A 23,254-nucleotide genomic window follows, 5' to 3' on the forward strand; every position below is an offset into this window, starting at 1 on the left:
TACGCCGCCACACTCAGCCGAAGCGTGAAGAGCGGCGCGCTCTCGGGACCCCAGGTGACGGCGACCGCCCCGATGCGCGGCACGCACCGTGACCCGGGTGACGCCCCTGCTGTCGGTGGCGGACGCGGTCACCAGCGCCAACATCGGATTGCTGCTACGCGGCTGCGGCCAGGAGCCGTGGGCGCGGGGTTCCAGGACGACGGTCACCGTCGTACCGGATCGCACGCACAGGTTCTGGACGGAGGAGTCGCCGGGGCCGTGGGTGACGGTGGCGGAGCCCGCGACGCACCCCGGGGACGCGGAGGCCGTCCCATGAGGGGACGGGGTTCGTGTAGACGGCGACGACGGCGGTGTCGCCGACCTTGTTACGGCCGCGAGCGAGGGCCACGATCCTCGACCGCGTCTACAGTCCTCCATCAACATGACCACTCCTTCGCACCACCGGATGTCACTGCGACGTCGAGCAGCGGAGGGCCTCAGCGGATGCCCGAGTCGAAGGGGATGACGATCGTGGTGAACCGCCCGCCGGTGACGGTGACGGACACCGGTTGGGCGATCGGAGTGACGGCGCCCGTGAGATTGGCGGGGCGGACTGTGTAGACGCCTGGCGGCAGCGAGACACGGAAGTGGCCGTCGGTATCACTGGTGGTCTCGGCGACCGTCCGTTCTGGATCGCCGCCGGTGATGGTCAGCCGGGCGCTCAGAGGCCGGTCGGGACAGGGGCTCCCCTCGCGGACCACCGGGCAGCCGCCGTCGATCATGGTGCGGCCCTTGATCCCGGAGCCGGACGCGTCGGCTCGTCATGAACGCGACGCGTGTACGGCGCGCGCGGCACCGGTGGTCGGGTTTCGTAACGCAGTGGCTTCGTGGGTCGTCCGTGCGATCCCGTGGGGCGCCACCGGTGCCATGCTCACGCCATGACTGACATCCCCCACCACAACACCGCGGAACCGCAGCGCGACCTCGAGCCGTCGGACGCTCCCGCAGGTACCAGCCGCAGGTCCGTCATCGCCACCCTGGGCGGCGCCACCCTCGGGGTGGCCGCGCTGGGTCTCGCCGCCACGAAGGCGACCGCCGCCACCGAGCACCAGGCCACGGCCCGGCCGGCTGCCGCCTGCGTCCTCACACCCGAGCAGACCGAGGGCCCGTACTACCTGGACCTGGAGACGGTCCGCAAGGACATCACAGAGGGGAAGGCGGGTGTTCCGCTGACCCTCCGCGTGACGGTGGTAGACGCAGCGACCTGCACCCCGCTGCCCCGGACGGCGGTCGACATCTGGCACTGCGACGCCCTCGGGGTCTACTCCGGTTATGTCGCCGGCGGTTCCACCCCGGACACCACCTTCCTGCGCGGCGTGCAGCTGACCGACTCCGCCGGTGTCGCGGAGTTCACCACCATCTACCCGGGCTGGTACGTCGGCCGGGCCCTTCACATCCACGTCAAGACGCATGTGGGAGGCACCGTGTCCAACGGGACGTACCACGGCGGCCACGTGTCCCATACGGGCCAGCTCTACTTCCCTGAGGCGTACAACACCAGGGTCGCCGCCCTGTCCCCGTACCGGAACAACACGGCCACGCGCACGCTCAACGCGCGGGACGGCATCTATCGCAACGGCGGGTCCTCGACCCTGCTGACCGTCACCCAGGCAGGCAGCGACCTCGGCAAGGGAGTGACCGGAACCGTCGTACTCGGCATCGACCCCGCCACCACCCCCTGACGCACCGGGATGCCTGCAGTGGTCGGCCCTGCCACGGTCTCGGCCGTCGCACGCGCGACTGCGGCCGCTCTGCTCCTGCCGAAGCCGGGCGCCGCAGTCATCGTCGAGACACATGGCTGAAGGCGATGGTTTCGTTCCGGGGCGGCGCGGCCAGGAACCGGGAATGAGCCGGAGTCGAACATGTGATGTGTGCGGTGAGGGGCTGATCGCGAGGCCGCACGGGGGTCGGCCGGCTCGATACTGTTCCAGTGCCTGCCGGCAGCGGGCACTGCGGCGACGGGCGGCTTCGAACGCCACGGCCGCGGTATCGACGGCCGGTGGCAGCGTCCTGCCGCCGGCGCTCGACTCCTTCGTCGGCCGGCAGCACGAGCTGTGGTGTCTGCGCACGCTCCTGCGGAGTTCGCGCCTTCTCACGCTGACCGGTGCGGGCGGAGTGGGCAAGACGCGGCTGGCGCTGGAGTTCGCCGAGGGGTTACCGAAGCGCTTCGCGCGAGTCGACCTCGTGGAACTCGCCTCGCTCCAGGACGGCGCGCTGCTGCCCCACTCCCTGGCCGCCGCGCTGGGGGTGGGCGAACGAGCGGGCCGGACCGACGTCGACGCGCTGGTCCGGGCGATCGGCGGCGCCTCCCGGGTGCTGATTCTGGACAACTGCGAGCATCTGGCCGAGCCGTGCGCGCGGCTGGCGGCGACCCTGCTGGGCCGCTGCCCCGGTCTGCGGATCCTGGCCACCAGCCGGGAGGCCCTGAGGGTGCCCGGAGAGACCGTGTTCCGGGTCGGCGAGCTGTCCCTGCCGTCGGCTGACGCCGGAGACGATGTGACGGCCCTCCTGCAGTCCGATGCCGTACGGCTCTTCGTCGACCGCGCCGCGAGCAACTCACCCGGGTTCACGCTCCATCGCGGCAATGGCCACCTGGTGGCCGAGATCTGCCGGCGCCTGGACGGACTGTCGCTCGCCGTCGAGCTCGCGGCCCGCCACGTCGGTGCGCTCGCGCTGAGCGACATCCTGGCAGGGCTGGACGACCAGTCCTCCCAGCTGGACCTCCTGACCGGGGGAAGCAGAACCGGACCCCCGCGCCACAGTGGGCTCGCCGCAGCGGTCGACTGGAGCCATCGGCTGCTGGATCCGGCCGAGCAGGCGGTCTTCCGGCGTCTTTCGGTCCTCGTCGGCGGGTTCGACGTGGCCGCTGCGCAAACGGTCTGCGCCGGTGACGGCATAGATCGGCGGCAGGTCTTCCGCATCCTGTGCGCCCTGGAAGCGAAGTCGCTCGTCGTACGTCTGCCGGGAGAGACGGCACCCACGCGCTTCAGGCAGTTGAGTGCCATCCGTGTCTGCGCCCTGGACCGCCTGCACGCATCCGGCGAGCTGCACGCCACCGTGCGCCGGGCGCTCGCGTGGCTGACCGAGCTGGCCGAGCGGGGCCGCGGGGAGGTGTTCGCCGACCAGGCCGGCAGCCCGCTGGCGGCGGAACGGGACAATCTCGCCTCGGCACTGGCCTGCAGCGCCGGCCACGGCGAAGCCGTACGGGAGCAGCTGACACTGGAGCTGGCGCGTGTGCACTACCAGCAGGAGCAGCCGTCGGCCGCCCGCGCGCTGCTCACCGGACTCCTGCGGGGAGCCGGGGGCCGGGTGCTGGATGGGCAGGTGCCGGCGCTCGCCGCACGCGTGGCCTGCCAGCAGGCCGATCTGGACGAGGCACTGCGCCTGGGCGACCGGGCGGTGCAGAGCCAGCGGACACGCCGTGACGCCGCCGGACTGGCCAACGCCCTGGACGCCCGGGCGGCGGCGCGGCTGTGCCGTGGTGAGTTCACCGAGGCCGTCGCGGATCTACGGGAGTGCCTTGAGGTCGTCGCTTCCTTCGGCAGGCCGCAGGACACCGCCTGGTGCACCCATCACCTGGCCTGGGCGTTGCTTCAGGCAGGCGGGGAACTGGAGGCCGACGAGCTGATGTCACGGTGCCTGCCCGTACTGAGGCGGCAAGCGCCGTGGCCTCGGACCGCGGCCGCGCTGCACACCGCGGGGGCCGTACGGCTGGCCCTGGGACAACTGCGCAGCGCGGAGATCCTGTTCGCCGAGGTGCTGCGGATCGTTCCGGGGGCCAGTTTCCACGCCCTGTACCCCGTGGAGGGCCTGGCCCTCGTGGCCGCGGAGAACGGCGACATGCAGCGTGCGCTGCGGCTGTACGAGGCGAGCGTGCAGGCGCGGCGCCGCCTGGACACCGAGCCCGAGGCTCCCTGGCGGCACAGGATGGAACAAGTGGCGGTGCGCGCCCGGACACGGCTGTCGGCAGCGGCGCGGGAGACTGCCGTCGCCGGTGCGCGTGGGCTGCGTGGGGAGCGGCTGGTCGCGTACGCGCTCGGGGCAGCGAGCGGGGACCACCGAACGCGCCGTGATGCCCGGGCCACAGACGATCGGTTCCGGCTCACCGCAAGGGAGTCCACGGTGGCCGAACTCGTCGCCGAAGGGCTGACCAACCGCCAGATCGCGGACCGGCTCGGCCTTTCGATCCACACGGTCGCCACGCACCTGGACAAGATCCGTGACAAGCTGGGCCTGCGCTCCCGCACGCAGATCGCCCTGTGGGCAGCCGCACGGACCGAGGACGGGTGCACAGCCCGGCGGTGAGCACTCGGGTGGGCGGTGTCCCGGCTTGCTGACCTGCGCCCGTGGCAGGGGCTGCTGCGCCGCCTGGCGCCCCGCTCTCCGTCATCCGTTGCCGAGGCCCGCCGCGAACGCGGTCAGCGGAGTTGGAAGCCGATGGAGTGGGCCGCGGAGACCAGGTGAACAGCGCAGGCCGGGGGATCACTGCCGGCCCGCGCTCCGTCGGTCGTCAGGGGCCGGCGTCGCTCCCCTCGCCGACGGCGGCCTGGAGGCCGGCATCGGTTTCGCGCTCGCGGCCACTCCCAGCCCCCGGACTCGGGGCAGACCACGATGTGGAGCCGGCCCGCTCACGCAGGCACCTGGCTCCGCACCGCGGAGTGCCACGCTTCGCCACGTCCCGGGCGGCCGATGAAGGCGGACCGGGACGTCGGGCTCAGGCGAGGTCGAACCGGTCGAGATTCATCACCTTGTTCCACGCTGCCACGAAGTCACGTACGAACTTCTCTCCCGCATCCTGGGACGCGTAGACCTCCGAGACGGCTCGGAGCTGGGAGTGCGCACCGAAGATCAGGTCGACGGCGGTGGCGGTCCACTTGACCTCGCCGGTGGCGCGATCCCGGCCTTCGAACACGTTCTCGTCCGTAGCCGACGCCTTCCACTCCGTGCCCATGTCGAGCAGGTTGACGAAGAAGTCGTTGGTCAAGGTTTCCGGCCGGTGGGTGAAGACACCGTGGGGGGATCCCTTGAAGCCGGTGTTCAGGGCCCGCATGCCGCCGATCAGCACCGTCATCTCGGGAGCGGTCAGCGTCAGCAGGTTGGCGCGGTCCAGCATGAGGGTCTCCGGCGACAGCTTCTCGCCCGCCGGAAGGTAGTTGCGGAAGGCATCCGCCTTGGGCTCCAGCACGGCGAACGACGCCGCGTCGGTCTGCTCCTGCGAGGCGTCCGTACGCCCCGGTGCGAACGGAACCGTGATGTCGTACCCGGCGTTCCTCGCGGCCTGCTCGACGGCCGCGCACCCGCCGAGGACGATCAGGTCGGCGAGGGAGACCCGCGTTCCCCCGGTCTGGGAGAGGTTGAAGTCCTGCTGGATCCGCTCGAGCGTGTGCAGTACCTCCGTCACCTCGGGGAGGTCGTTGAGTTCCCAGTCCTTCTGCGGCGCGAGCCGGATTCGTGCTCCGTTCGCCCCGCCGCGCTTGTCGGTGCCGCGGAAGCTCGCCGCCGACGCCCAGGCGGTGGTGACCAGCTGGGAGATGGAAAGGCCCGAGGCGAGGATCCTGCCCTTGAGGGCGGCGATGTCCTCGTCCCCGACCAGTTCGTGATCGACGTCGGGAACGGGGTCCTGCCACAGCTGCGGCTCGGGAATCCACGGGCCGAGGTAACGGGAGACGGGTCCCATGTCGCGGTGCAGCAGTTTGTACCACGCCTTGGCGAACGCCACCGCGAGTTCGTCCGGGTTCTCGTGGAACCTCTTCGTGATCGGGCCGTAGACCGGGTCCATCTTCAGCGCGAGGTCCGTCGTCAGCATCATGGGTGCGTGCCGCTTCGACGGATCATGGGCGTCGGGCACGGTGTTCCTGGCCGCGGGATCCTTGGGAGTCCACTGGTGGGCGCCGGCGGGGCTGCTCGTCAGCTCCCACTCGTACCCGTAGAGATTGTCCAGGTACCCGTTGTCCCACTTGGTCGGCTCGGTGGTCCATGCGCCCTCCAGACCACTGGTGAGCGTGTGGGGGCCGGTGCCGCTGTCGTATGTGTTCCGCCAGCCGAGGCCCTGCTGCTCGATGGGGGCCGCCTCGGGCTCCGGGCCGATATAACTGGCTTCGACCGCGCCATGACACTTGCCGAAGGTGTGGCCGCCGACGATGAGTGCGACTGTTTCCTCGTCATTCATCGCCATGCGCCCGAACGTCTCCCGAACGTCCCGGGCGGCTGCCATCGGGTCCGGGTTTCCGTTGGGTCCCTCCGGATTGACGTAGATCAGTCCCATCTGCACGGCGGCGAAAGGACCGGCGAGTTGCCTGTCGCCGCTGTAGCGTTCATCTCCGAGCCATGTGTCCTCGGGCCCCCAGAAGATCTCCTCGGGTTCCCAGATGTCCTCTCGCCCGAAACCGAACCCGAACGTCTTGAATCCCATGGATTCCATGGCACAGTTTCCGGCGAAGACCAGAAGGTCGGCCCAGGAGATTTTCCGGCCGTACTTCTGTTTGACCGGCCAGAGCAGACGGCGCGCCTTGTCCAGGCTCGCGTTGTCCGGCCAGCTGTTCAGGGGGGCGAAGCGCTGTGCGCCGCTGCCGCCACCGCCGCGGCCGTCCTCGATGCGGTACGTTCCCGCGGCATGCCAGCTCATCCGGATGAAGAGCGGCCCGTAGTGACCGTAGTCGGCAGGCCACCAGTCCTGGGATGCCGTCATCACCTCGAAGACGTCACGCTTCAGGGCGTCGACGTCGAGGGTCGCGAATTCCTTCGCGTAGTCGAAGTCCTCGTCCATCGGATTTGCGCCGGGCGAGTGCTGGTGGAGAATCTGAAGGTCCAGCTGATTCGGCCACCAGTCCCGGTTCGTCCTGGGCCGCCGAGTCGGTGTGGGCGTCGGTGAAGGGATTGCAGGATTCTCGCTTTCACTGCCGGACATGCCCGTCCTTCTTCCTGTCTCGGTGTTCCTTCTGCCGGCTGCCGCTCTTGACGTCGTCGGCTTTGCTGGTGTCGAGCGTCCGTATGGTCGCGCATCGCAGACCACATCTCTATGAAACACGCAGAACACCGCGTATGACAGACGCGAGAGAAGGGGCGGCCTTTCTGCTCCCGTGCCGACTACCGACGCAAGCCGAATCGAATGCGACAGCCCCCGGACGCGCCGGAGGGGCCTGGCTGGTGGCGGCCGTAAGGCGTGGCACGCCTCGACCAGTAGGCGAGTGATCAGGAATGCAGTGATCAGTAATGCCAGGAGCACTGAATGCTTCGTGCCATGTTCAAGCCCAAGATCTTGCGCTTGGCTTGTTTCCGCAGGTCAGGGCCCTGATTGCCGTGTCCGGGTCAGCAAATGGAACAGCATCAGGCCGGACGGCGTCCGGCTTGCTGACCTGCACCGGTCGTTCCAGGCCGACCCACGGTCAGCACCCCCGGCCGTTTCCTTCGCCGGTCTGGCGCTGCCGGTGGAGGTGCTGCGGACACTGGGCGGACTCGGGGTGCGCAAACCCTTTCCCCTCCAGGCCGCCACACTCCCCGATGCCCTGGAGGGGCGCGACGTCCTCGGACGCGGGCGCACCGGACCGGCCAAGACGCTCACCTTCGGCCTGCTGGCGCCGTACGCCGAGGCGCTGCGGCTGCGGATGGCCACGATCGTCGGCGGCATGTCGATCGGTCGGCGGGTCGCCGCGCTGCGCCAGGGAGCCGAGGTGGTCGTCGCCACCCTCGGACGCTTGCACGACCTGATCGAGCGCAACGCCTGCCGCCCGGGACGGGTGATGATCACCGTGCTGGACGAGGCCGACCAGATGTCCGACCTGGGATTCCTGCCGCAGGTGGTTGACGTGCTCGACCAGGTGCACCCCGAAGGTGTTCCTCGACACCAAGCACGCCGTCGACCAGCTCACCAGGCATCTGCGGGGCCACGGTTCGACACCCGCGGCCCGGCCCGAAGCCGTCCTGTGCACCTCACCTACGAAGCGAACGCCCCTGGCCGCGAGAGGCATACCCGCCGAAACCGAGCAGGATGATGTTGCCGGCGCCCCGCACTGCGCCCGGCATGACAAGCTGTGGTTGCCCACCCCCGAACTCAGGAGGTCACCATGACCGCAGAGCCCGTATCTACGGAAGGTTCGGAGCCGGCTGCCCCGGAGACGTCCTCTCTGACGCCGGACAGCGACGGCAACTACGACCTCAAGCGCAAGTTCCGCGAAGCCCTGGCGCGCAAGCGCGGTGCGCAGGCGGACGCCGCCGATGTCGCCGCCAACCCCAATGCGTCGAAAGTGCGTGCGGCGCACGGCCCGGCTGCGAGCCAGCGCTCGTTCAGGCGCAAGAGCGGCGGCTGAGTCGATCAGTCCGGGCCCCGGGAGACCCGTTCCCGCCGACCGGCGGAGACGGGGTCCGGAGCCAGAGCCGGATCAGAGAACGGCTGCCGCGCTGTGCAGGTTCTTCGCGGCCAGGGCGAGTCCTTCGGTCTGCGAGTAGGCGGCGTCCTCGTGCTCGATGTTCACGGCCATGTCGGGGTCGACGTCGGCGAGGGCGCGCAAGAACTCGGTCCGGAAGGGGACGTCGTTGCCGAGGCCGACGGCGACGAACTTCCAGTCGGGGTTCTCGGGCCAGGCGTTGCACCAGAAGCCGTATCCGGTGGGCACCTTGCCCTCGGCGTCGACGGGCACCCGTGTGACCGAGGTGTCCAGCACACCGCGGATGTCGGCGCCGGGGCAGAGCGTGGCGTCCTTCGCCGCGGCGTGGAAGACCAGCGGGCCGAGCCACTTGATGGATGCGATGACATCCATGCCCTGCCACATGAGGTGCGAGGGGCCCATCTCGGCGCCGACGTTGGTCAGGCCGCCTCGTCGACCAGCCTCTTCAGCGTGACGGGGGAGAAGACGGGGTTGTGCGGGTGCATCTGGATGGCGACTCGGACGTCGTTCTCCCGCGCCAGCGCGTCGATCTCCTTCCAGAACGCGACGGCCACGCCCCACTGGTAGTCCAGCACGTCCATGTAGACGCCGTCCCAGGGGTTCACGACCAGGAGGGGTACTTGGCATCGGGGTCGGAGCCCGGTGTGCCGGACATGGTGACGACGTGCTTCACCCCGAGCAGACCGGCGAGGCGGATGGTGGGGCGCAGGTCGTCGGCGTGCTTCGGGCCGACGCCCGTCGACGCCGCATCCCTCGGCTCGTGGACTGCTCCAAGCGGATGTGTCGGCCCGCCCCGTGCTACGGCGAGGTGGGCCGGTGCGGGGAGCGGAGCACGAGCAGGGTGATCTCGCTGGGGGCGAAGACGCGGAACGGCGGGCCCCAGAAGCCGGTGCCGCGGCTGGTGTAGAGGAGGGTGCGGGGGCCGTGGTGGCTGAGGCCGGCGAGGGCGGGCTGGTCGATGCGGACCAGGTGGTGGAAGGGCCAGATCTGGCCGCCGTGGGTGTGGCCGGAGAGCTGGAGGTCGATGCCGGCGGCTGCTGCCCGGTCGACGAACTTGGACTGGTGTGCCAGGAGGAGGACGGGTAGGTCGGGGTCGGCGCCGTCCAGGGCTCCGGCGAGGTGGGCGCGGTGGCCTGCCAGGCCGGAGGACTCGGCGGTGACGTCGTCCACGCCGGCGACCACGAGGGTGTCGCCTCCGCGTTCGAGCAGCAGGTGGCGGTTGCGCAGCGGCTCCCAGCCCAGCTCGTCCATCAGGTCGACCCAGCCCTGGGCCTCGCTGTAGTACTCGTGGTTGCCGGTGACGTAGACCCGGGCCCGGGTGGCCCGCACCGTTCCGAGTGGGGCGGCCTGGGCGCGGCGGCGTTCGGCCGTGCCGTCCGCGATGTCGCCGGTGTGGCAGACCAGGTCGGCTTCCAGGGTGTTCACCGTCTCGCACACCCGTGCCGACCAGCGGGCGCGATCGAGCGGGCCGTAGTGGGTGTCGGTGATGAGGACGACGCGGATGCCGTCCAACCCGGCACCCAGCCGTGGGAGTTGCACGTCGAGTCGGCGCACGCGTGGCACGCGGCGGGCCTCGGCGTACCCCCAGGCGAGCAGCACGGCGGTTGTGCCGAGGACGGTCCACGTGACGATGCGGGCCCGGTCCTGACTCTCGCCGACGCCGGCCACGGTCAGGGCGAGCCGCAACAGGACGCCGAGCAGAACGGACCAGGTGAACAGGATCCAGCTGGTGCCCAGCAGGGTGTCACCGACGATCGCCGCCCGGTCCTGCTGGCGCCGGCCGTGGCCGCGCGCCATCGCGAGCGGCATACCGACGAGGCCGAGGACGAACAGGGCGGTGCCGACCAGCGTGACGGGCAGCGGCCAGCGCTGGCCGGTGTACAGGAGCACCCAGCAGGGCACGGCCCACAGCAGGACGGGGGCGATCAGGGGGAGGTAGCGCATCAGGCGGTGCAGTCGGCTCCGCCGCGGAGCTTGCGCCTCACCCTCGGCGGGCCGGGTGTTGCTGGTGTCGGTCACGCTTCCCCTCCCTGACCGGGCTGCCGTCTCGCGCACTGTATCCGGTCGCCCTCGGGCCGGCCGGACCGGCGTTCATGGGCGCGGCCCCGTGGGGCGAAGGGTTCTCTGCGGGAGGGCAACACTCCGCCGCAGACAGACGCCTTCCTTGTCGCGGCGGACGACGTCTACCGGGTTCACGAACGGAGCCATTCCGACAGGCACAAGCCGGCAAAGCTGAAGGATCACAAGGCGGGGGACTTCCGCCCCGGGCGGTCTTTGGGAAGCGGCTTGATTCGACCATGGCGGGCAGCACAATCTTCGTCCCACGGTGGTACCCCACATACGGCTGCTGACTGGCCGGAGAAGTGCCGGAGATCGATGAAGGCGGAGCCTCGGCCGTGAACGGTCCGCGCCGTCGCCCTGTGGAAGGCGGAATGATGTTCCTGTCGGTCGCGGCAGGCTCGGCCGGGACTGACGTTCCCTACCGGAGCCACCCCAACTGCGAGGCTGCCCGCGGAACGGCGCGGAACTGATCGGACTGATCAGGGCGTGTGCTCCGAGACCCTTTTCGTCAGGTGGTCAGCCCGCCTGCCGCAAGTCGGTCGTTCATGTCGCCCGCCAGCCCCTTGCCCAAACCGTCAGCCTTGGTGAGCAGTGTTTCGAAGGCGCTGAGGCGACGGAACGTCTCGGCGTAGGCCACCTGCTTCTCCAGGGGAAGCTGGAGTACCTGGAGACGTCGGATGTCGACCCGGGAGGAGCTGGAGGCGTGGGTGCCTGCCTGGCGCCCGTTGGCCGGCGCGCGCAGACAACCCGCGAGGAAGTGGGCGTCCAGCTTCTCCGAGTCCACCCGCAGGACGTAGAGCTGGGGACCGACAGCCATCGGTGGTCCTTCGTGGACCCACGCTCGGAAGGCCCGGATCACTCCGGCGACCACGACGTCACCCTTCTCCGCGATGGCGTGCGCCGAGTCGGTGGAAAGGAGTCCGCCGGGACTGCCGTCGTGCAGGAGGTCGGCGATGGTGAGGAGCGGCACGGCGGCCCCACCGGTCGGTGCCGTCGTCTCCGGGGGTTGCTGACCGGCGCGCAGCGTCAGGGCACCGGCTTTGACCAGGTCTCCCACGGTCGCTGTGGTCGGGGACGTGCCGGTCTCGACGTAGAGTCCGGAGAGGTGTTGCGCGTGATCGGCCAGATCGGTCAGCAGCGACCCGAACTCGTCCCACTTCGCGGCCAGTTCCTTGCGGGAAGGTTCCGTCGTCGAGGCGGTGTAGCGACCCGGAGTGACATCCACCTCGTCGTCCAGGAGGTCGAGAAGAGGAACGCGGACAGCGCCCTCCGGCGGCTCCTGGGCGGGATGGTCGAGGGTCGCCAGAGCGGTGAGGACGAACGAACCGAGAACGTCCCAGTCGGGGTTCGGCTCGCGGGTCCCCGGTCGGGCGAAACGTGTGGCGTCCACGAGGAGGGCGTCCTGGCTCGGGGGAGCGGCTGCGGGGCCGTCCGCCGCTGCTCGCAGGACCCACAACTGCAAAGAGACACTGTGCGGTTGCGCGCTGCCGGGAGGCAGCGACACGACCGCCCGGAGGGCCCCGGTGCGCAGCAGCGAGCCACGGATACGGCGGCCCGCCTTGCGCGACGCGACCGCAGGTGGAAGGACGAGCACGGCGGCCCCGCCGGGCTTGAGATGAGAGAGGAGGTGCTGCACCCAGGCCAGTTCCGGCTCGGTGCGTGGGGGCAGCCCATGGGTCCAGCGCTGGTCGGTGGCGAGTTCCTCGTAGCCCCAGTCACGTTCGTTGAACGGCGGGTTGCACAGCGCGATGTCGGCACTGGCCAAGGCGAAAGGGTTCTCCCGTAGTGCGTCGGCCGTGGCGATCCGCGTATGGACGTCACGGTCCTCCGCGACGAAGCCGAGCCGGGCGGACGCCAACGCGGCCAGCGCCGGATCCCGTTCGCACGCGAGCACTTCAAGTCCCGGGCCGTCGTACTCCTGCGCGGCCGCGGCGGCCAGGTGCCCGGTGCCGCATGCCGGATCGAGGAAGGTCAGTCCGCCGTCCCCAGGACCGAGACGGACGGCGAGGGCGATCCGGGTCATCAGCGTGGCGAGTGGTGGCGGCGTGGTGCTGAGTTGCCGGACATGGGTCTCCAGCCACCGTTGCAGCAGGAACTCGAAGGTCTCCCGCGGCCCCTCCTCCCGCCCCAGCTTCGCGGCCTCGGCCACCAGGTCTCGGGCCTGCGCGGAGAGTTCGGGATGGGCGATCCGTGCCTTGGAGGAACGCATCCGGCGAGCGGCCTCCGCTACGGCCAGCCCCGACTCGTTCCTGCTGCCGAGCGCCTCGAAACGCGGCCAGAGGAGCTCCCGGCCGCCGATGTCGTCGAGCTTGCCGTTGTCCCTCAGCCACTGTTCGACCTCGGCCAGCGAGAACTGCGGGCTGACGTCGGTGCCCCCGATCCGCGTGGGGAAGGAGTCATGGCGGCGGCGCCAGTTGCTCACCGCGGCGCGCCCGACGCCTGCGATCCGGGCGATCTCGGCCAGGCTGACGGGTACGGGGTCGGGGGTACTCATCGATCAGTCTCCGAGGTACTTGGCGGCTGGGCTGGTCGGCGTCCCAGCGGCCGTATTGCAGGGAAGGCTACTACGCTCATTGACTTTGTTCACAGATTTTTCGTTCCACCATGATGTGTGGGGAATGTGGAGGTCAAGGAATATGCCGGGTCTTGTGCCGGGAATGGTGCTCAGTGACCGCTATCGGCTGGAGTCGGTTCTGGGCCGAGGCATGATGGGGCAGGTGTGGCAGGGGCGCGACCTTCCCCTCGACCGGCCCGTCGCGGTGAAGACCGTCGCCACGGAACTGCTGGCCGTGCCGAGCAGCCGAGACGCGGCTCTGGCACGGTTCAGCAGGGAGGCACGGGCCGCCGCGCGTCTGGATCACACCAATGTCGCCACTGTCTTCGACGCGTCGATCACGGACGACACCTGTTGCCTGGTGATGGAACTGATCGAGGGCACCACACTCGAGTACCTCTTCGACCAGCAGCCGGGCGGGCGGTTCGACGTCCCCTCGGCAGCCTCCGTCGCTGCCCAGCTGTGCGCGGGGCTCTCCGCGGTCCATGCCGCCGACCTCGTCCACCGCGACCTGAAGACGCAGAACATCATGATCCGGCGGGACGGCATCGTGAAGATCCTCGACTTCGGGCTGGTCAAGCTGCTCAGCGACACGGACCCCCGGCTGACGACGACCGGGGAGGGCATCGGCAACCTCTTCTGCGCGTCTCCCGAAATGCTGGCCGGGCGGGACCAACTCGACGGCCGCAGCGACCTGTACGCCGTGGGGTGTCTGCTGCACCACATGCTCACGGGCGAAACCCCCTTCCCCACCCATCAACCGGCACTCCTCTCCTCCCACCACCTCGCTTCGGCCCCGCCCCTCGTCGCCGACGCGGGGGTGGACGTGCCCGGCGACCTCCAGGACCTGATCACGGCCCTGCTCGCCAAGCGGCCGGACGAGCGCCCCTCCTCCGCCGCAGAGGTCTACGCGGCTCTCGCGCCCCATCTGCCGAAGCCGGATCCCGGTCAGGCCGTCAGGCGTACTCCACCCGAGGACCCCCGCCGCCCGTTCCTCGTCCCGCAGGGCCCGATGCCCCGGTGAGCCTCGCCGACCCCTGTCCCGGCGGCAGCCCACGCCCGGTTGTAGGCACCACCTTTCTGGTCGCGTGGGGCGCAAGAGTGCCGTGACCAGTGACAGAATGGCGTCCTCGGCCGGGTGCCGTGCGTTCCCGGTCCACGGGAGGTGGCGGGCGCGGCAGGCGCCGGAACTGGGGACGGGGCGCGATGCGACGAAGCCTTGGACGGTACGAGCTCACGCACGAACTGGGCCGGGGCGGCATGGGGGCGGTCTGGGCGGCCCATGACCGCGAACGCGGCCGTGAGGTGGCCGTCAAAGTACTCGCGCCCCGTGGTCGCGGTGCCGAACTCAGCACGCTGGAACGCCGTTTCCTGCGCGAGACCCGCCTGACCAGCCGCCTGCGCCACCCGGGTATCCCCGCCGTCCACGACCACGGCAACCATGAGGGCGAGCTCTACCTGGTCATGGACCTCGTCCCGGGCCGCGCTCTGGACGCCGTCCTCAAGGACGACGGCCCGCTCGGCATAGAGCAGGCCGCGGACATAGCCCGCCGAACGACCGAGGTACTGTCCTACGCGCACGGTCAGGGCGTCGTGCACCGCGACCTCAAACCGTCCAACCTGATGATCACTCCCGAAGGGGAGGTGAAGGTCCTGGACTTCGGGGTCGCCGCCGCCCTGGAACCCCAGCCAGGCGAAACCCGCTTCACCGCCTCCAACGCCACCCCCGGCACGGTCGTCTACATGGCACCGGAACAGGCCGTGGGCCGGACGGTGCCCGCGAGTGATCTCTACTCGCTGGGCTGCGTCCTGTACGAACTGCTCACCGGCGCACCCCCCTTCACCGACGGCAGCCCCTTCATGCTGTACCACCGGCACGCCAACGAGCCCGTCCCGCCGCTCGCCGACCGCCGCCCCGAAGTTCCGGACGGCCTGCGGACGCTGGTCGAGCGGCTGCTGGAGAAGAGACCCGAGGACCGGCCCGCCTCTGCCGCGGAGGTGGCCGCCCTGCTCGCCGCCTGGGCCCCCCGACCGGCTCCTGCCGCCGAGGTCGCACCCGCACACCCGCGGCTGGCCGAGATCGAGGCCCTGCGCCGTGCCGGCCGTCCAGCCCGTGCTCTGGAGCAGTACCGGGAACTGATGGCCGTCCCCGGCCCCGACCGCGCGGACATCCTCGCCGCACGGGCCGGAGCCGCCCTGTGCGTGGGCGCGCTCGGCCGCACCCGCGAGGCCCTGGACGAGCTGAAGTCCGTCCTCGCCGAGCAGCGCAGCCTGCTCGGTCCGGGCCACCCCGCCGTGCTGGACACCCGCTACGAGATCGCCGTACTGCTGATCCGCACCGGAGAACGGCACGCCGCGGCGGAACTGCTGCGGCGCCTGGCCGACGAGGAGGACCGGATCCTGCCCGAGGGCGACGCCGTGCGCGGGCGGAGCAGGGCGCTGCTGGGTCGGCTGCGACGTATGAGCTGAAGCCGCAGTGCCTGCGGAAGTCGAACTTTGTAATCTCTGTTCACAGTTGATGGATCGTGTTACGCTCCCGTCGCGCCGTTCCGGTGGGGAGACAGGTCACTGTCTGCGGACGGCGCAGGAGACACCGAGGGGAATGGCGCTCATGACGTCAGCAGTTCAGCGTGCGACCGAGCGGACGGGGGCCGAACCGCTCCCCGAGGAAGGCAATCTCGTCGAAGTACGCGGACAGTCATGGGTGGTCGCCCGCGTCGAGCCGTCTCCGGCGGTCGAAGGCGACGACGACCGCCGGAGCGCCACGCTGATCCATCTCCAGTCCGTGGCCGACGGCCGCTTCGGCGACACTCTCTCCGTCATCTGGGAGGTCGAGCCCGGCCGCCGTGTGCTGCCCGCGGGCTCCCTGCCCGACGCGTCCACCGGCTCGTACGACTCCCCGAACCGCCTCGCCGCGTTCCTCGACGCCGTCCGCTGGTCCGCCGTCGCCTCGGCCGACGCCAAGACGCTTCAGGCGCCCTTCCGTTCGGGTGTCGCCGTCGAGCCGTACCAGCTGGAGCCGGTGTCGCGAGCGGTCGGCGCACCCCGCGTCAACCTCCTCCTCGCCGACGACGTCGGCCTCGGCAAGACCATCGAGGCGGGTCTCGTCGTGCAGGAACTCCTGCTGCGCGGCCGAGCCCGCCGGACCATGGTCGTCTGCCCGGCCGGCCTCACCCTCAAGTGGCGCGACGAGATGGCCGAGAAGTTCGGCCTGGAGTTCACGATCGTCGACTCCGAGCACTGCGCCCGCCTGCGCCGCACCCACGGCACGGCGGCCAACCCCTTCCGCGTCCACCCCCTCACCATCGTCTCCCTGCCCTGGCTGCGCGGCCAGAAGGCCCAGCGCCTCCTCGACGAGGTCATCGGCGCCCCTGACGACAGTGGTGACGGCGAGCACAAGCGGTTCTTCGACCTCCTCGTCCTCGACGAGGCCCACCACGTCGCACCCGCCGCGCCCAAGCAGGTGTACGCCGTGGACTCCCAGCAGACCAAGCTGATCCGGCGCCTCGTCCCGCACTTCGAGCACCGGCTCTTCCTCTCCGCCACCCCGCACAACGGCTACCCCGAGTCCTACACGGCCCTGCTCGAACTCATCGACGACCAGCGGTTCGCACGCGGCGTCGACCCCGACAAGGAGGCCCTGAAGGACACGGTCGTACGGCGCCTGAAGTCGACCGTCACCAACGCGGACGGCACGCCCCGCTTCCGTACCCGCAAGACCCTGGAACTCTCCGTCGACTACACGCCGGAGGAACGTGAGATCCACCAGCTGCTCGGGTCGTTCGCCGAGCAGCGCCGCAGGAAGCTCACGCCGAAGGCCCGCGGCGGCCGCCGCGCCGCCGACCTGGTGACGCTGCTGCTGAAGAAGCGGCTCTTCTCCTCCCCGGCGGCCTTCCTCCACACCGTTCAGGTGTACCTCTCCCACCTGGAGGACACCGGCCCCGCACGTAGCCGTACGGCCGCGGCCGAAGTCCCCGAGTGGCTGGAGGAGTTCGCCGACCTCGTCGCCGACCTGGACGACTCCGGCCTCGTCGACGCCGAGGACGACGCGCTGACCCGCTCCACCTCGCTGACTCCGGCGGAGGACGGCCGGGAACTGGATCTGCTTCAGGAGATGGAGCGCTGGGCGCTCACCCATGAGGCCGCGCCCGACTCCAAGGCCGAGGCGCTGATCCGCGAGCTCAAGGCGATCTGCCGGCCGTCCGACGGCACGTTCTGGACCAACGAGCGGGTCGTCGTCTTCACCGAGTACCGTGACACGCAGGAGTGGCTGTACGACCTGCTCCAGCAGGAGCAGCTCACCGACGGCGGCCGCGTCGAACGCCTCCACGGCGGCCTGTCCGCCGAGGAGCGCGAGCGCATCCGGCTCGGCTTCCAGGCCGACCCGTCCCTCCCCGAGGGCAAGGTACGCATCCTGCTCGCCACCGACGCGGCCGGCGAGGGAATCGACCTCCAGAACCACTGCCACCGCCTGATCAACTACGACATACCCTTCAACCCCAACAAGCTCGAACAGCGAATAGGCCGTATCGACCGCTGGGGCCAGAAGCGGGACCCGGAGATCTATCACTTCATAGGCTCCGGATGGCAGCAGGCACAGGCCGGCTCCTACGAGGCCGACCTCGAATTCCTCTCCCGCGTCGCCAAGAAGGTCGCGCGCATGGAGCACGACCTCGGCTCCGTCAACGCCGTCCTCGCCGACGCCGTACAACGCCGCATGACCGGCGACACCGCCCCCGTCGACATCGAGAACGCCAAGCCCAAGCCGATCAAGGGCCGCCGCACCGGCGGCGAGGTCGCACCCGAGCAGAACGTCACCGCGCAGACGAAGCGGCTGGCGGACCAGTACGACGAGACGGTGACGGCACTGGGTCTGACGCCGACCAACGTCAAGCGGGTGGTCGACACGGCCCTGGCCCTGGACCACCAGCCGGCGCTGCTGCCGTCCACGTTCCGGGCGGAGGACTTCGAGCCGGGCGACCTCTTCGACGTACAGCCCCTGTCCGGCAGCTGGGAGCGGGCGACCCGCGGCCTCGCGCACAAGCTCCGCCAGGGCGAGCAACGCCCGCTCACCTTCTCCCCGGCGGTGGCCGCGCAGGCCAAGGACGACGTGGTCCTCGCCCACCTCAAGCACCCGCTGGTGGCCCTCTCCACGCGCCTGCTCACCGCCGCCGTCTGGAACGCCGACTCGGTGGGCCTCAGCCGCGTCACCGCGGTCGTCTCCGACGACCCGGCCCTGACGACGACCCTGGTCTCCGCGTACGCGCGATACGTCCTGGTCGGCACCGACGGGACCCGCCTGCACGAGGAAGTCCTGTACGCGGGCGGCTGGTTCGGCGACACGGGCCGCTTCCGCCGCTGGGAGTCGGTGGGTGAGCAGGGCAGAGTCCTCTCCCAGGCGCTCACCGAGGGCATCGAGGCCGCCCCGCACCTCCGCAAGGAACTGACGGAGGCCTGGCCGAAGCTCCGCGACCCTCTCTACCGCTCCCTGGAGGCCCGAGCCGCCGAACTCGGCCGCCAGTTGGAGAGCCGCCTCGCCGACCGCAGGGCCGAGGAGGAGCGCCGCATCACGGCCACCCTCGACCGCTTCGAGGCCACCCTGCGCGCCAAACTCAAGGAGGAGGGCGACGGCGACGGCGAACAACTCGCCCTGCTGTCCACCCACGAGCTGACCGGCCACGAACGCCGCCAGTTCGAGGACGACCGCCGCCGCTGGGACGACCGCCTCAAGGGCCTCCCCGCCGAACGCGAGCGAGAACTCGCCGCCATCGCCGCCCGATACCGCGAGCCCCGCTCCCACCTCTTCCCCGCCGCCGTAGTCTTCGTCGTTCCCGCAAAGGAAGCCCGCCGATGAGCCCCCGCCGCACCGTGAGCCGTGGAGCAGCCGCCGCCAAGGCCCAGGCCACCGACGGCCGCCGGCAGCACCAGGAGTGGCTGGACCTCACCGAGGTCTCCGGCCCCTTCCTCACCATGCCCGTCCTGCTGCGCGCCTGGCCCCAGCTCGACACCCTGGAGAAGGACGAACGCGCCCGGCTGCGCGCCCGTCACGCCGACTGGCAGACCGATTCGACGGCGGGCCGCGACGAGTGGGTGGCATACATCCTGAGCCGACTGCTGGGCTGGAACGACGCATTGACGCTCCGCGTGGGGGAGTCGGAGCATCACGGCCTGGACCGCCTCACGCTGCGCGTCGCGGAGCACAACACCGAAGTCCGCCCCGACTTCGCCCTCGCCGACCCGGGTACCGATCTGGCGGCCGAGCCCAGCACCGAGGCCGCCGCCAAGCGTGTGCGGCTGCTCGGCCTGACGGTTCCGGCGGGCACCGCGCCGACCGCCCGAGCGGGCGGTGGCGGCGACTGGGCGGCGGCCCCGGCCGACCGCCTCGCCCGACTGCTGCGCCACCACGGGGTGCCGCTGGGCCTGGTGACCGACGGCCGTTGGTGGTGCCTGGTCTGGGCGCCGCTGGGCGGTGTCACGACGACGGCCGTCTTCGACGCGATCGGCTGGAACGAGGCCGCGGAGCGCAACGTGGTCCGCGCCTTCGTGTCGTTGCTGCGACGCCGCCGCTTCTTCGAGTACGACGAGCCCGAGACGCTGGTGGGGCTGCTCAAGGAGAGCCTGGCGGCGGGTGAGGACGTCACCGAGGCGCTGGGCGTCCAGGTCCGGCAGGCGGTGGAGCTGCTTGTGGACGCGATCGGCCGCGCGGACGTACGGGCGATGGAGGACGGCGCCCCCGGCCTGCACGCGTCGGGGGTCAGCGCCGGTGAGGTGTACCGTGCCGCGGTCGCCGTGATGATGCGCATAGTGTTCCTGCTGTTTGCCGAGGAACGAGGTCTGCTCCCGGCGGACAACGAGGTGTACGCCCGGTCGTACTCCGCCCGCTTCCTGCGCGACGAGCTGAAGGCGCGTGCGGACGAAGAGGGCGAGGCGTCGCTGGAGCACACCAGGTCGGCGTGGCACCGCCTGATAGCACTGTTCCACGCGGTGCACGGGGGAGTGGACCACCTGGGTTCCGGCCTCCACCTCCCGGCGTACGACGGCTCGATCTTCGACCCCGAGACGTACCCGTGGCTGGAGCGCACCACCCCGCTCCTCCCGATAGACGACCGCACGGTGCTGCACATGCTCCAGGCGGTGCAGGAGGTCCGCGTCGGCAAGGGCAAGGACCGCGAGGTCCGCACGCTCAGTTTCCGTGCGCTGGACGTCGAGCAGATCGGCTACGTGTACGAGGGCCTGCTGTCCTACGACGGGCGCCGCGCGACCGAGCACATGGTGGGGCTGATCGGCCCGGAGGGCCTGGAACACGAGGTGCCGCTGCGGGAGCTGGAGTCCCTGGCGGCGAAGTCGGGCGGCTCGCTGAAGACGCTGGCGAAGGCGATCCACGAGAAGTGGAAGGACCCGAAGCCGCCCGCGACGGCAGGGCAGCTGGAGAAGAAGCTCGCCCCGGTGGGCGCCGAGGCCGCGGCGGAGACGCGTCGCCGTCTGAACGCGGTGACGAAGGACCCGGCGCTTACGGAGCGCCTGCTGCCGTTCGCCGGCATCCTCCGCGACGACCTGCGGGGCCTGCCGACGGTCATCCCGAACGGCGCCCTGTACGTCACCGAGTCCTCGCTGCGGAAGAACACGGGCACGCACTACACGCCCCGTTTCCTGGCGGAGGAGGTCGTGCTGCACGCGCTGGAGCCCCTGGTGTACGAGCCGGGCCCGCTGCAGACGGCGGACACGGCGGAGTGGCGCCTGAAGTCGGCGGAGCAGATCCTCGACCTGAAGGTCGCTGATATAGCGATGGGTTCGGCGGCGTTCCTGGTGGCGGCCTGCCGTTACCTGGGCGACCGCCTGATAGAGGCCTGGGAGAACGAGGGCCGCGCGGACGCGATGGTCTACCGGGCGGGGCGCGCCGTGGAGGCCGTGACGGCGGCCGACGCGGAACAGGACCCGGTGGTCATCGAGGCCCGCCGCCAGATCATCGAGCACTGCCTGTACGGGGTGGACATCAACCCCATGGCGGTGGAGATGGCCAAGCTGTCGCTGTGGCTGGTGTCGATGGACCCGGAGCGGCCGTTCACGTTCCTGGACGACCGGCTGGTGTGCGGGGACTCGCTGCTGGGCGTGCACAGCATGGAGCAGATCCAGGGCGTGCACATGAAGCCGGAGCAGCAGGCTGACATCTTGGCTGAGCACGCGCGTGAGTTGGTGGACCAGCTGACGCGGGAGCGGTTGGCGATCACGGCGATCAAGGGCGTGGACCTGCCGGCGTTGCAGAGGAAGCGGGAGCGCCTGGAGGAGGTCAACCGGCACTCGCGGAGGCTGCGGCTGGTGGGGGACCTTGTCGCGGGCGCGGCGCTGGCTACGTGTGCTTCGGGGCGGGTGCCGTGGTACGCGGAGGAGGGCGGCGAACGGGTCAGGGACCTGTTCCCGCAGGCGGCTTGGATCGTCCAGCGAATCATGGAGGACGGGGTCGAGGATGACTCCGAGGTGGTACGGGAGGCTCGGGCCAGGGCGGAGGAGTGGCTGGGGGCGGAGCTGCCGGAGGGGGCGTTGGAGCGGCGGCCGATGCATTGGCCGTTGGTTTTTCCGGAGGTGTTTTCCCTGCGGGGTGGGTTCGATGCGGTTGTGGGCAATCCACCATTCCTGGGAGGTAAAAAGATTACGCCTGCCATGGGGGAATCGTACCGAGAGTACTTGGTGGACCACGTAGCCCGCGGCAAACGTGGAAATGCGGATCTCGTGGCGTACTTCGAACTGCACGCACATCGCCTATTGAATCCTGTCGGGCAGTCGGGTCTGATTGCAACGAACTCCTTGGCGCAAAAAGAATCGCGAGAGGTCGGGCTCGACCAGCTTGCTGCTTTCCATATTGAGATCCGGCGGGCCGTCAAGGACGAATTTTGGCCCTCAAAATCGGCGGCTCTCCGCTACTGTGCCGTCTGGACGAGTAAAGCGAGGATTGGAGAGACATCTCTCCGCGTGCTGAATGGATTTAATGTGCCGAACGGAATCTCCACGGGCCTCAATCCAGAGACGCGTGAAGATTCCTGGGTCGAGTCGTTGGTCGAGAATGGAGGCATATCGTTCATCGGATCATATGCTTTGGGTACAGGTTTTGTGCTCGACGAGAGTGAAGCGCGGGAGTGGATTTCCGCAAACGGAAAGAATATGGAGGTCCTGTTCCCTTACGTAAATGGACAGGACGTCAATAATAGCCCTCGGCACTCCGGAAGCCGCTGGATCATTAATTTCGGCGAACTGGACGAAGTGCAGGCGCGGAGATATGAACTCCCGTTCGCGCGAGTGGAGCAAACGGTATGGCCTGAACGTAGGGTCAAGGATGCCGTGAAATACCCGCGCATGGTTCATGAATGGTGGAAGTTCTGGAATGCGCGCCCCGGTCTCTATGCTGCTATTGCTCGATTGGACCGATGTATCGTGCTGGCGCGATCCAGTGAGCTTGTCATTCCTGCCGTGGTGTCGGTCAATTCTGTTTTCTCCGAGAAGGTGGTTGTCTTCGGCTCGTCCGACTTCGCTCTCCTGGCCCAGCTGTCAAGTTCGCTTCATTATTGGTGGGCGATCGATCGTGGCGTCGCAAAGCCCAAGGTGCCGAATTACTCGCCCACGGACGTCTTCGAGTCCCTTGTTCGGGCCTCTCCCAATAGCCGTCTCCGCTCCCTTGGTGCCCGACTCGTTGAATATCGCGCGAGTTTGATGCTGGCTCGCGACACGGGCCTGACCACCACCTACAACATGGTCCACGACCCCGATTGCCAGGACGAGGACATCGTCGAACTCCGCTGTATCCATAAGGAGATCGACAAGGCTGCCATCGAGGCGTACGGGTGGCACGATCTCCTGGACGACTCGGGGCAGACCCCGCCCGCCGATCCGACCCACGAGACGTTCCCGCTCGACCACGGCTTCCACGAGACCGACCAGGGCACCCGCTATACCATCGGTCTGCTTGCCCGGACCGAGATCATCGACCGTCTGCGCCAGCTGAACCACCAGGCATACGCCGACGAGGTTCACCTAGGCCTGCACAAGGAGTCGGAGAAGAAGGCGAGGGAGAAGCACCCGGACATGCCCCCGCCCTCTCAGGAGGCCATCCGGAAGTGCAAGGAGCAACTAGCCGCGCGAGGTGGTTCGGATTTCGGTGAGGGCGCCGAAGGCGCCCTCTTCTGAGCCGGCGGCATGGCAACGGGCTCGCTCGCCAGCTCTTCCT

Annotated in this window: 14 protein-coding genes and 1 pseudogene; 9 read left to right on the forward strand and 6 right to left on the reverse strand. The window is 69.7% G+C overall.

Annotated features, from left to right (window positions below):
- Positions 1-97: 97 nt before the first annotated feature.
- Complete coding sequence (locus tag ACZ418_RS10760) at positions 98-316, forward strand: hypothetical protein (protein WP_468360140.1); 219 nt, start codon at positions 98-100, stop codon at positions 314-316.
- A 160-nt stretch (positions 317-476) separates the two neighbouring features.
- Here the strand turns inward: ACZ418_RS10760 and ACZ418_RS10765 are convergent, their stop codons facing one another.
- On the reverse strand, positions 477-761 hold the full coding sequence (locus ACZ418_RS10765; protein ID WP_468360143.1) for a peptidase associated/transthyretin-like domain-containing protein: 285 nt from the start codon (positions 759-761) through the stop codon (positions 477-479).
- 156 nt (positions 762-917) lie between these two features.
- Here ACZ418_RS10765 and ACZ418_RS10770 point away from each other — a divergent pair, with 156 nt between their 5' ends.
- On the forward strand, positions 918-1,721 hold the full coding sequence (locus tag ACZ418_RS10770) for an intradiol ring-cleavage dioxygenase (protein ID WP_468360146.1): 804 nt from the start codon (positions 918-920) through the stop codon (positions 1,719-1,721).
- Between the two features lie 163 nt (positions 1,722-1,884).
- Positions 1,885-4,344 carry an ATP-binding protein gene (locus tag ACZ418_RS10775; RefSeq protein ID WP_468360149.1) on the forward strand — a complete coding sequence of 820 codons (2,460 nt, stop codon included), beginning with the start codon at positions 1,885-1,887 and terminating at the stop codon, positions 4,342-4,344.
- 409 nt (positions 4,345-4,753) lie between these two features.
- Here ACZ418_RS10775 and katG read toward each other — a convergent pair whose 3' ends face one another.
- The gene (gene katG / locus ACZ418_RS10780; protein ID WP_468360152.1) at positions 4,754-6,946 is read right to left on the reverse strand and encodes a catalase/peroxidase HPI; all 2,193 of its coding nucleotides are present in this window, start codon (positions 6,944-6,946) and stop codon (positions 4,754-4,756) included.
- A 448-nt stretch (positions 6,947-7,394) separates the two neighbouring features.
- On the opposite strand from katG, the pseudogene ACZ418_RS10785 reads away from it, so the two are divergent.
- Both ACZ418_RS10785 and ACZ418_RS10790 read left to right on the forward strand, forming a co-directional pair.
- Positions 7,395-7,871, forward strand: a pseudogene (locus ACZ418_RS10785) (DEAD/DEAH box helicase); the annotation flags it as partial.
- A gap of 231 nt (positions 7,872-8,102) precedes the next feature.
- The gene (locus ACZ418_RS10790) at positions 8,103-8,345 is read left to right on the forward strand and encodes a DUF5302 domain-containing protein (RefSeq protein ID WP_468360155.1); all 243 of its coding nucleotides are present in this window, start codon (positions 8,103-8,105) and stop codon (positions 8,343-8,345) included.
- A 72-nt stretch (positions 8,346-8,417) separates the two neighbouring features.
- Here ACZ418_RS10790 and ACZ418_RS10795 read toward each other — a convergent pair whose 3' ends face one another.
- The 4 genes from ACZ418_RS10795 to ACZ418_RS10810 form a co-directional block, all read right to left on the reverse strand.
- Positions 8,418-8,795 (reverse strand): hypothetical protein, encoded by a 378-nt coding sequence (locus tag ACZ418_RS10795; RefSeq protein ID WP_468360158.1) that lies wholly within the window; start codon positions 8,793-8,795, stop codon positions 8,418-8,420.
- A gap of 47 nt (positions 8,796-8,842) precedes the next feature.
- A complete protein-coding gene (locus ACZ418_RS10800; protein ID WP_468360162.1) occupies positions 8,843-9,028 on the reverse strand; it encodes a hypothetical protein in 186 nt (61 codons plus the stop codon).
- A gap of 193 nt (positions 9,029-9,221) precedes the next feature.
- Entirely contained in the window at positions 9,222-10,442 is a 1,221-nt protein-coding gene (locus ACZ418_RS10805; protein ID WP_468360165.1) for a metallophosphoesterase, read from the reverse strand.
- Between the two features lie 550 nt (positions 10,443-10,992).
- Positions 10,993-12,978, reverse strand: a complete 1,986-nt coding sequence (locus tag ACZ418_RS10810) for an N-6 DNA methylase (protein WP_468360168.1) — start codon at positions 12,976-12,978, stop codon at positions 10,993-10,995.
- A gap of 163 nt (positions 12,979-13,141) precedes the next feature.
- Here ACZ418_RS10810 and ACZ418_RS10815 point away from each other — a divergent pair, with 163 nt between their 5' ends.
- From ACZ418_RS10815 to ACZ418_RS10830, 4 genes are all read left to right on the forward strand, one after another.
- Complete coding sequence (locus tag ACZ418_RS10815) at positions 13,142-14,062, forward strand: serine/threonine-protein kinase (RefSeq protein ID WP_468360171.1); 921 nt, start codon at positions 13,142-13,144, stop codon at positions 14,060-14,062.
- 182 nt (positions 14,063-14,244) lie between these two features.
- On the forward strand, positions 14,245-15,507 hold the full coding sequence (locus tag ACZ418_RS10820; protein ID WP_468360174.1) for a serine/threonine-protein kinase: 1,263 nt from the start codon (positions 14,245-14,247) through the stop codon (positions 15,505-15,507).
- Between the two features lie 142 nt (positions 15,508-15,649).
- A complete protein-coding gene (drmD, locus tag ACZ418_RS10825) occupies positions 15,650-18,892 on the forward strand; it encodes a DISARM system SNF2-like helicase DrmD (protein ID WP_468360177.1) in 3,243 nt (1,080 codons plus the stop codon).
- Entirely contained in the window at positions 18,889-23,214 is a 4,326-nt protein-coding gene (locus ACZ418_RS10830; protein ID WP_468360180.1) for an Eco57I restriction-modification methylase domain-containing protein, read from the forward strand. Before drmD ends, ACZ418_RS10830 begins: the two co-directional genes overlap by 4 nt.
- The last annotated feature ends 40 nt before the right edge of the window (positions 23,215-23,254 follow it).

Source organism: Streptomyces sp. NPDC030820 (genome assembly GCF_055572075.1).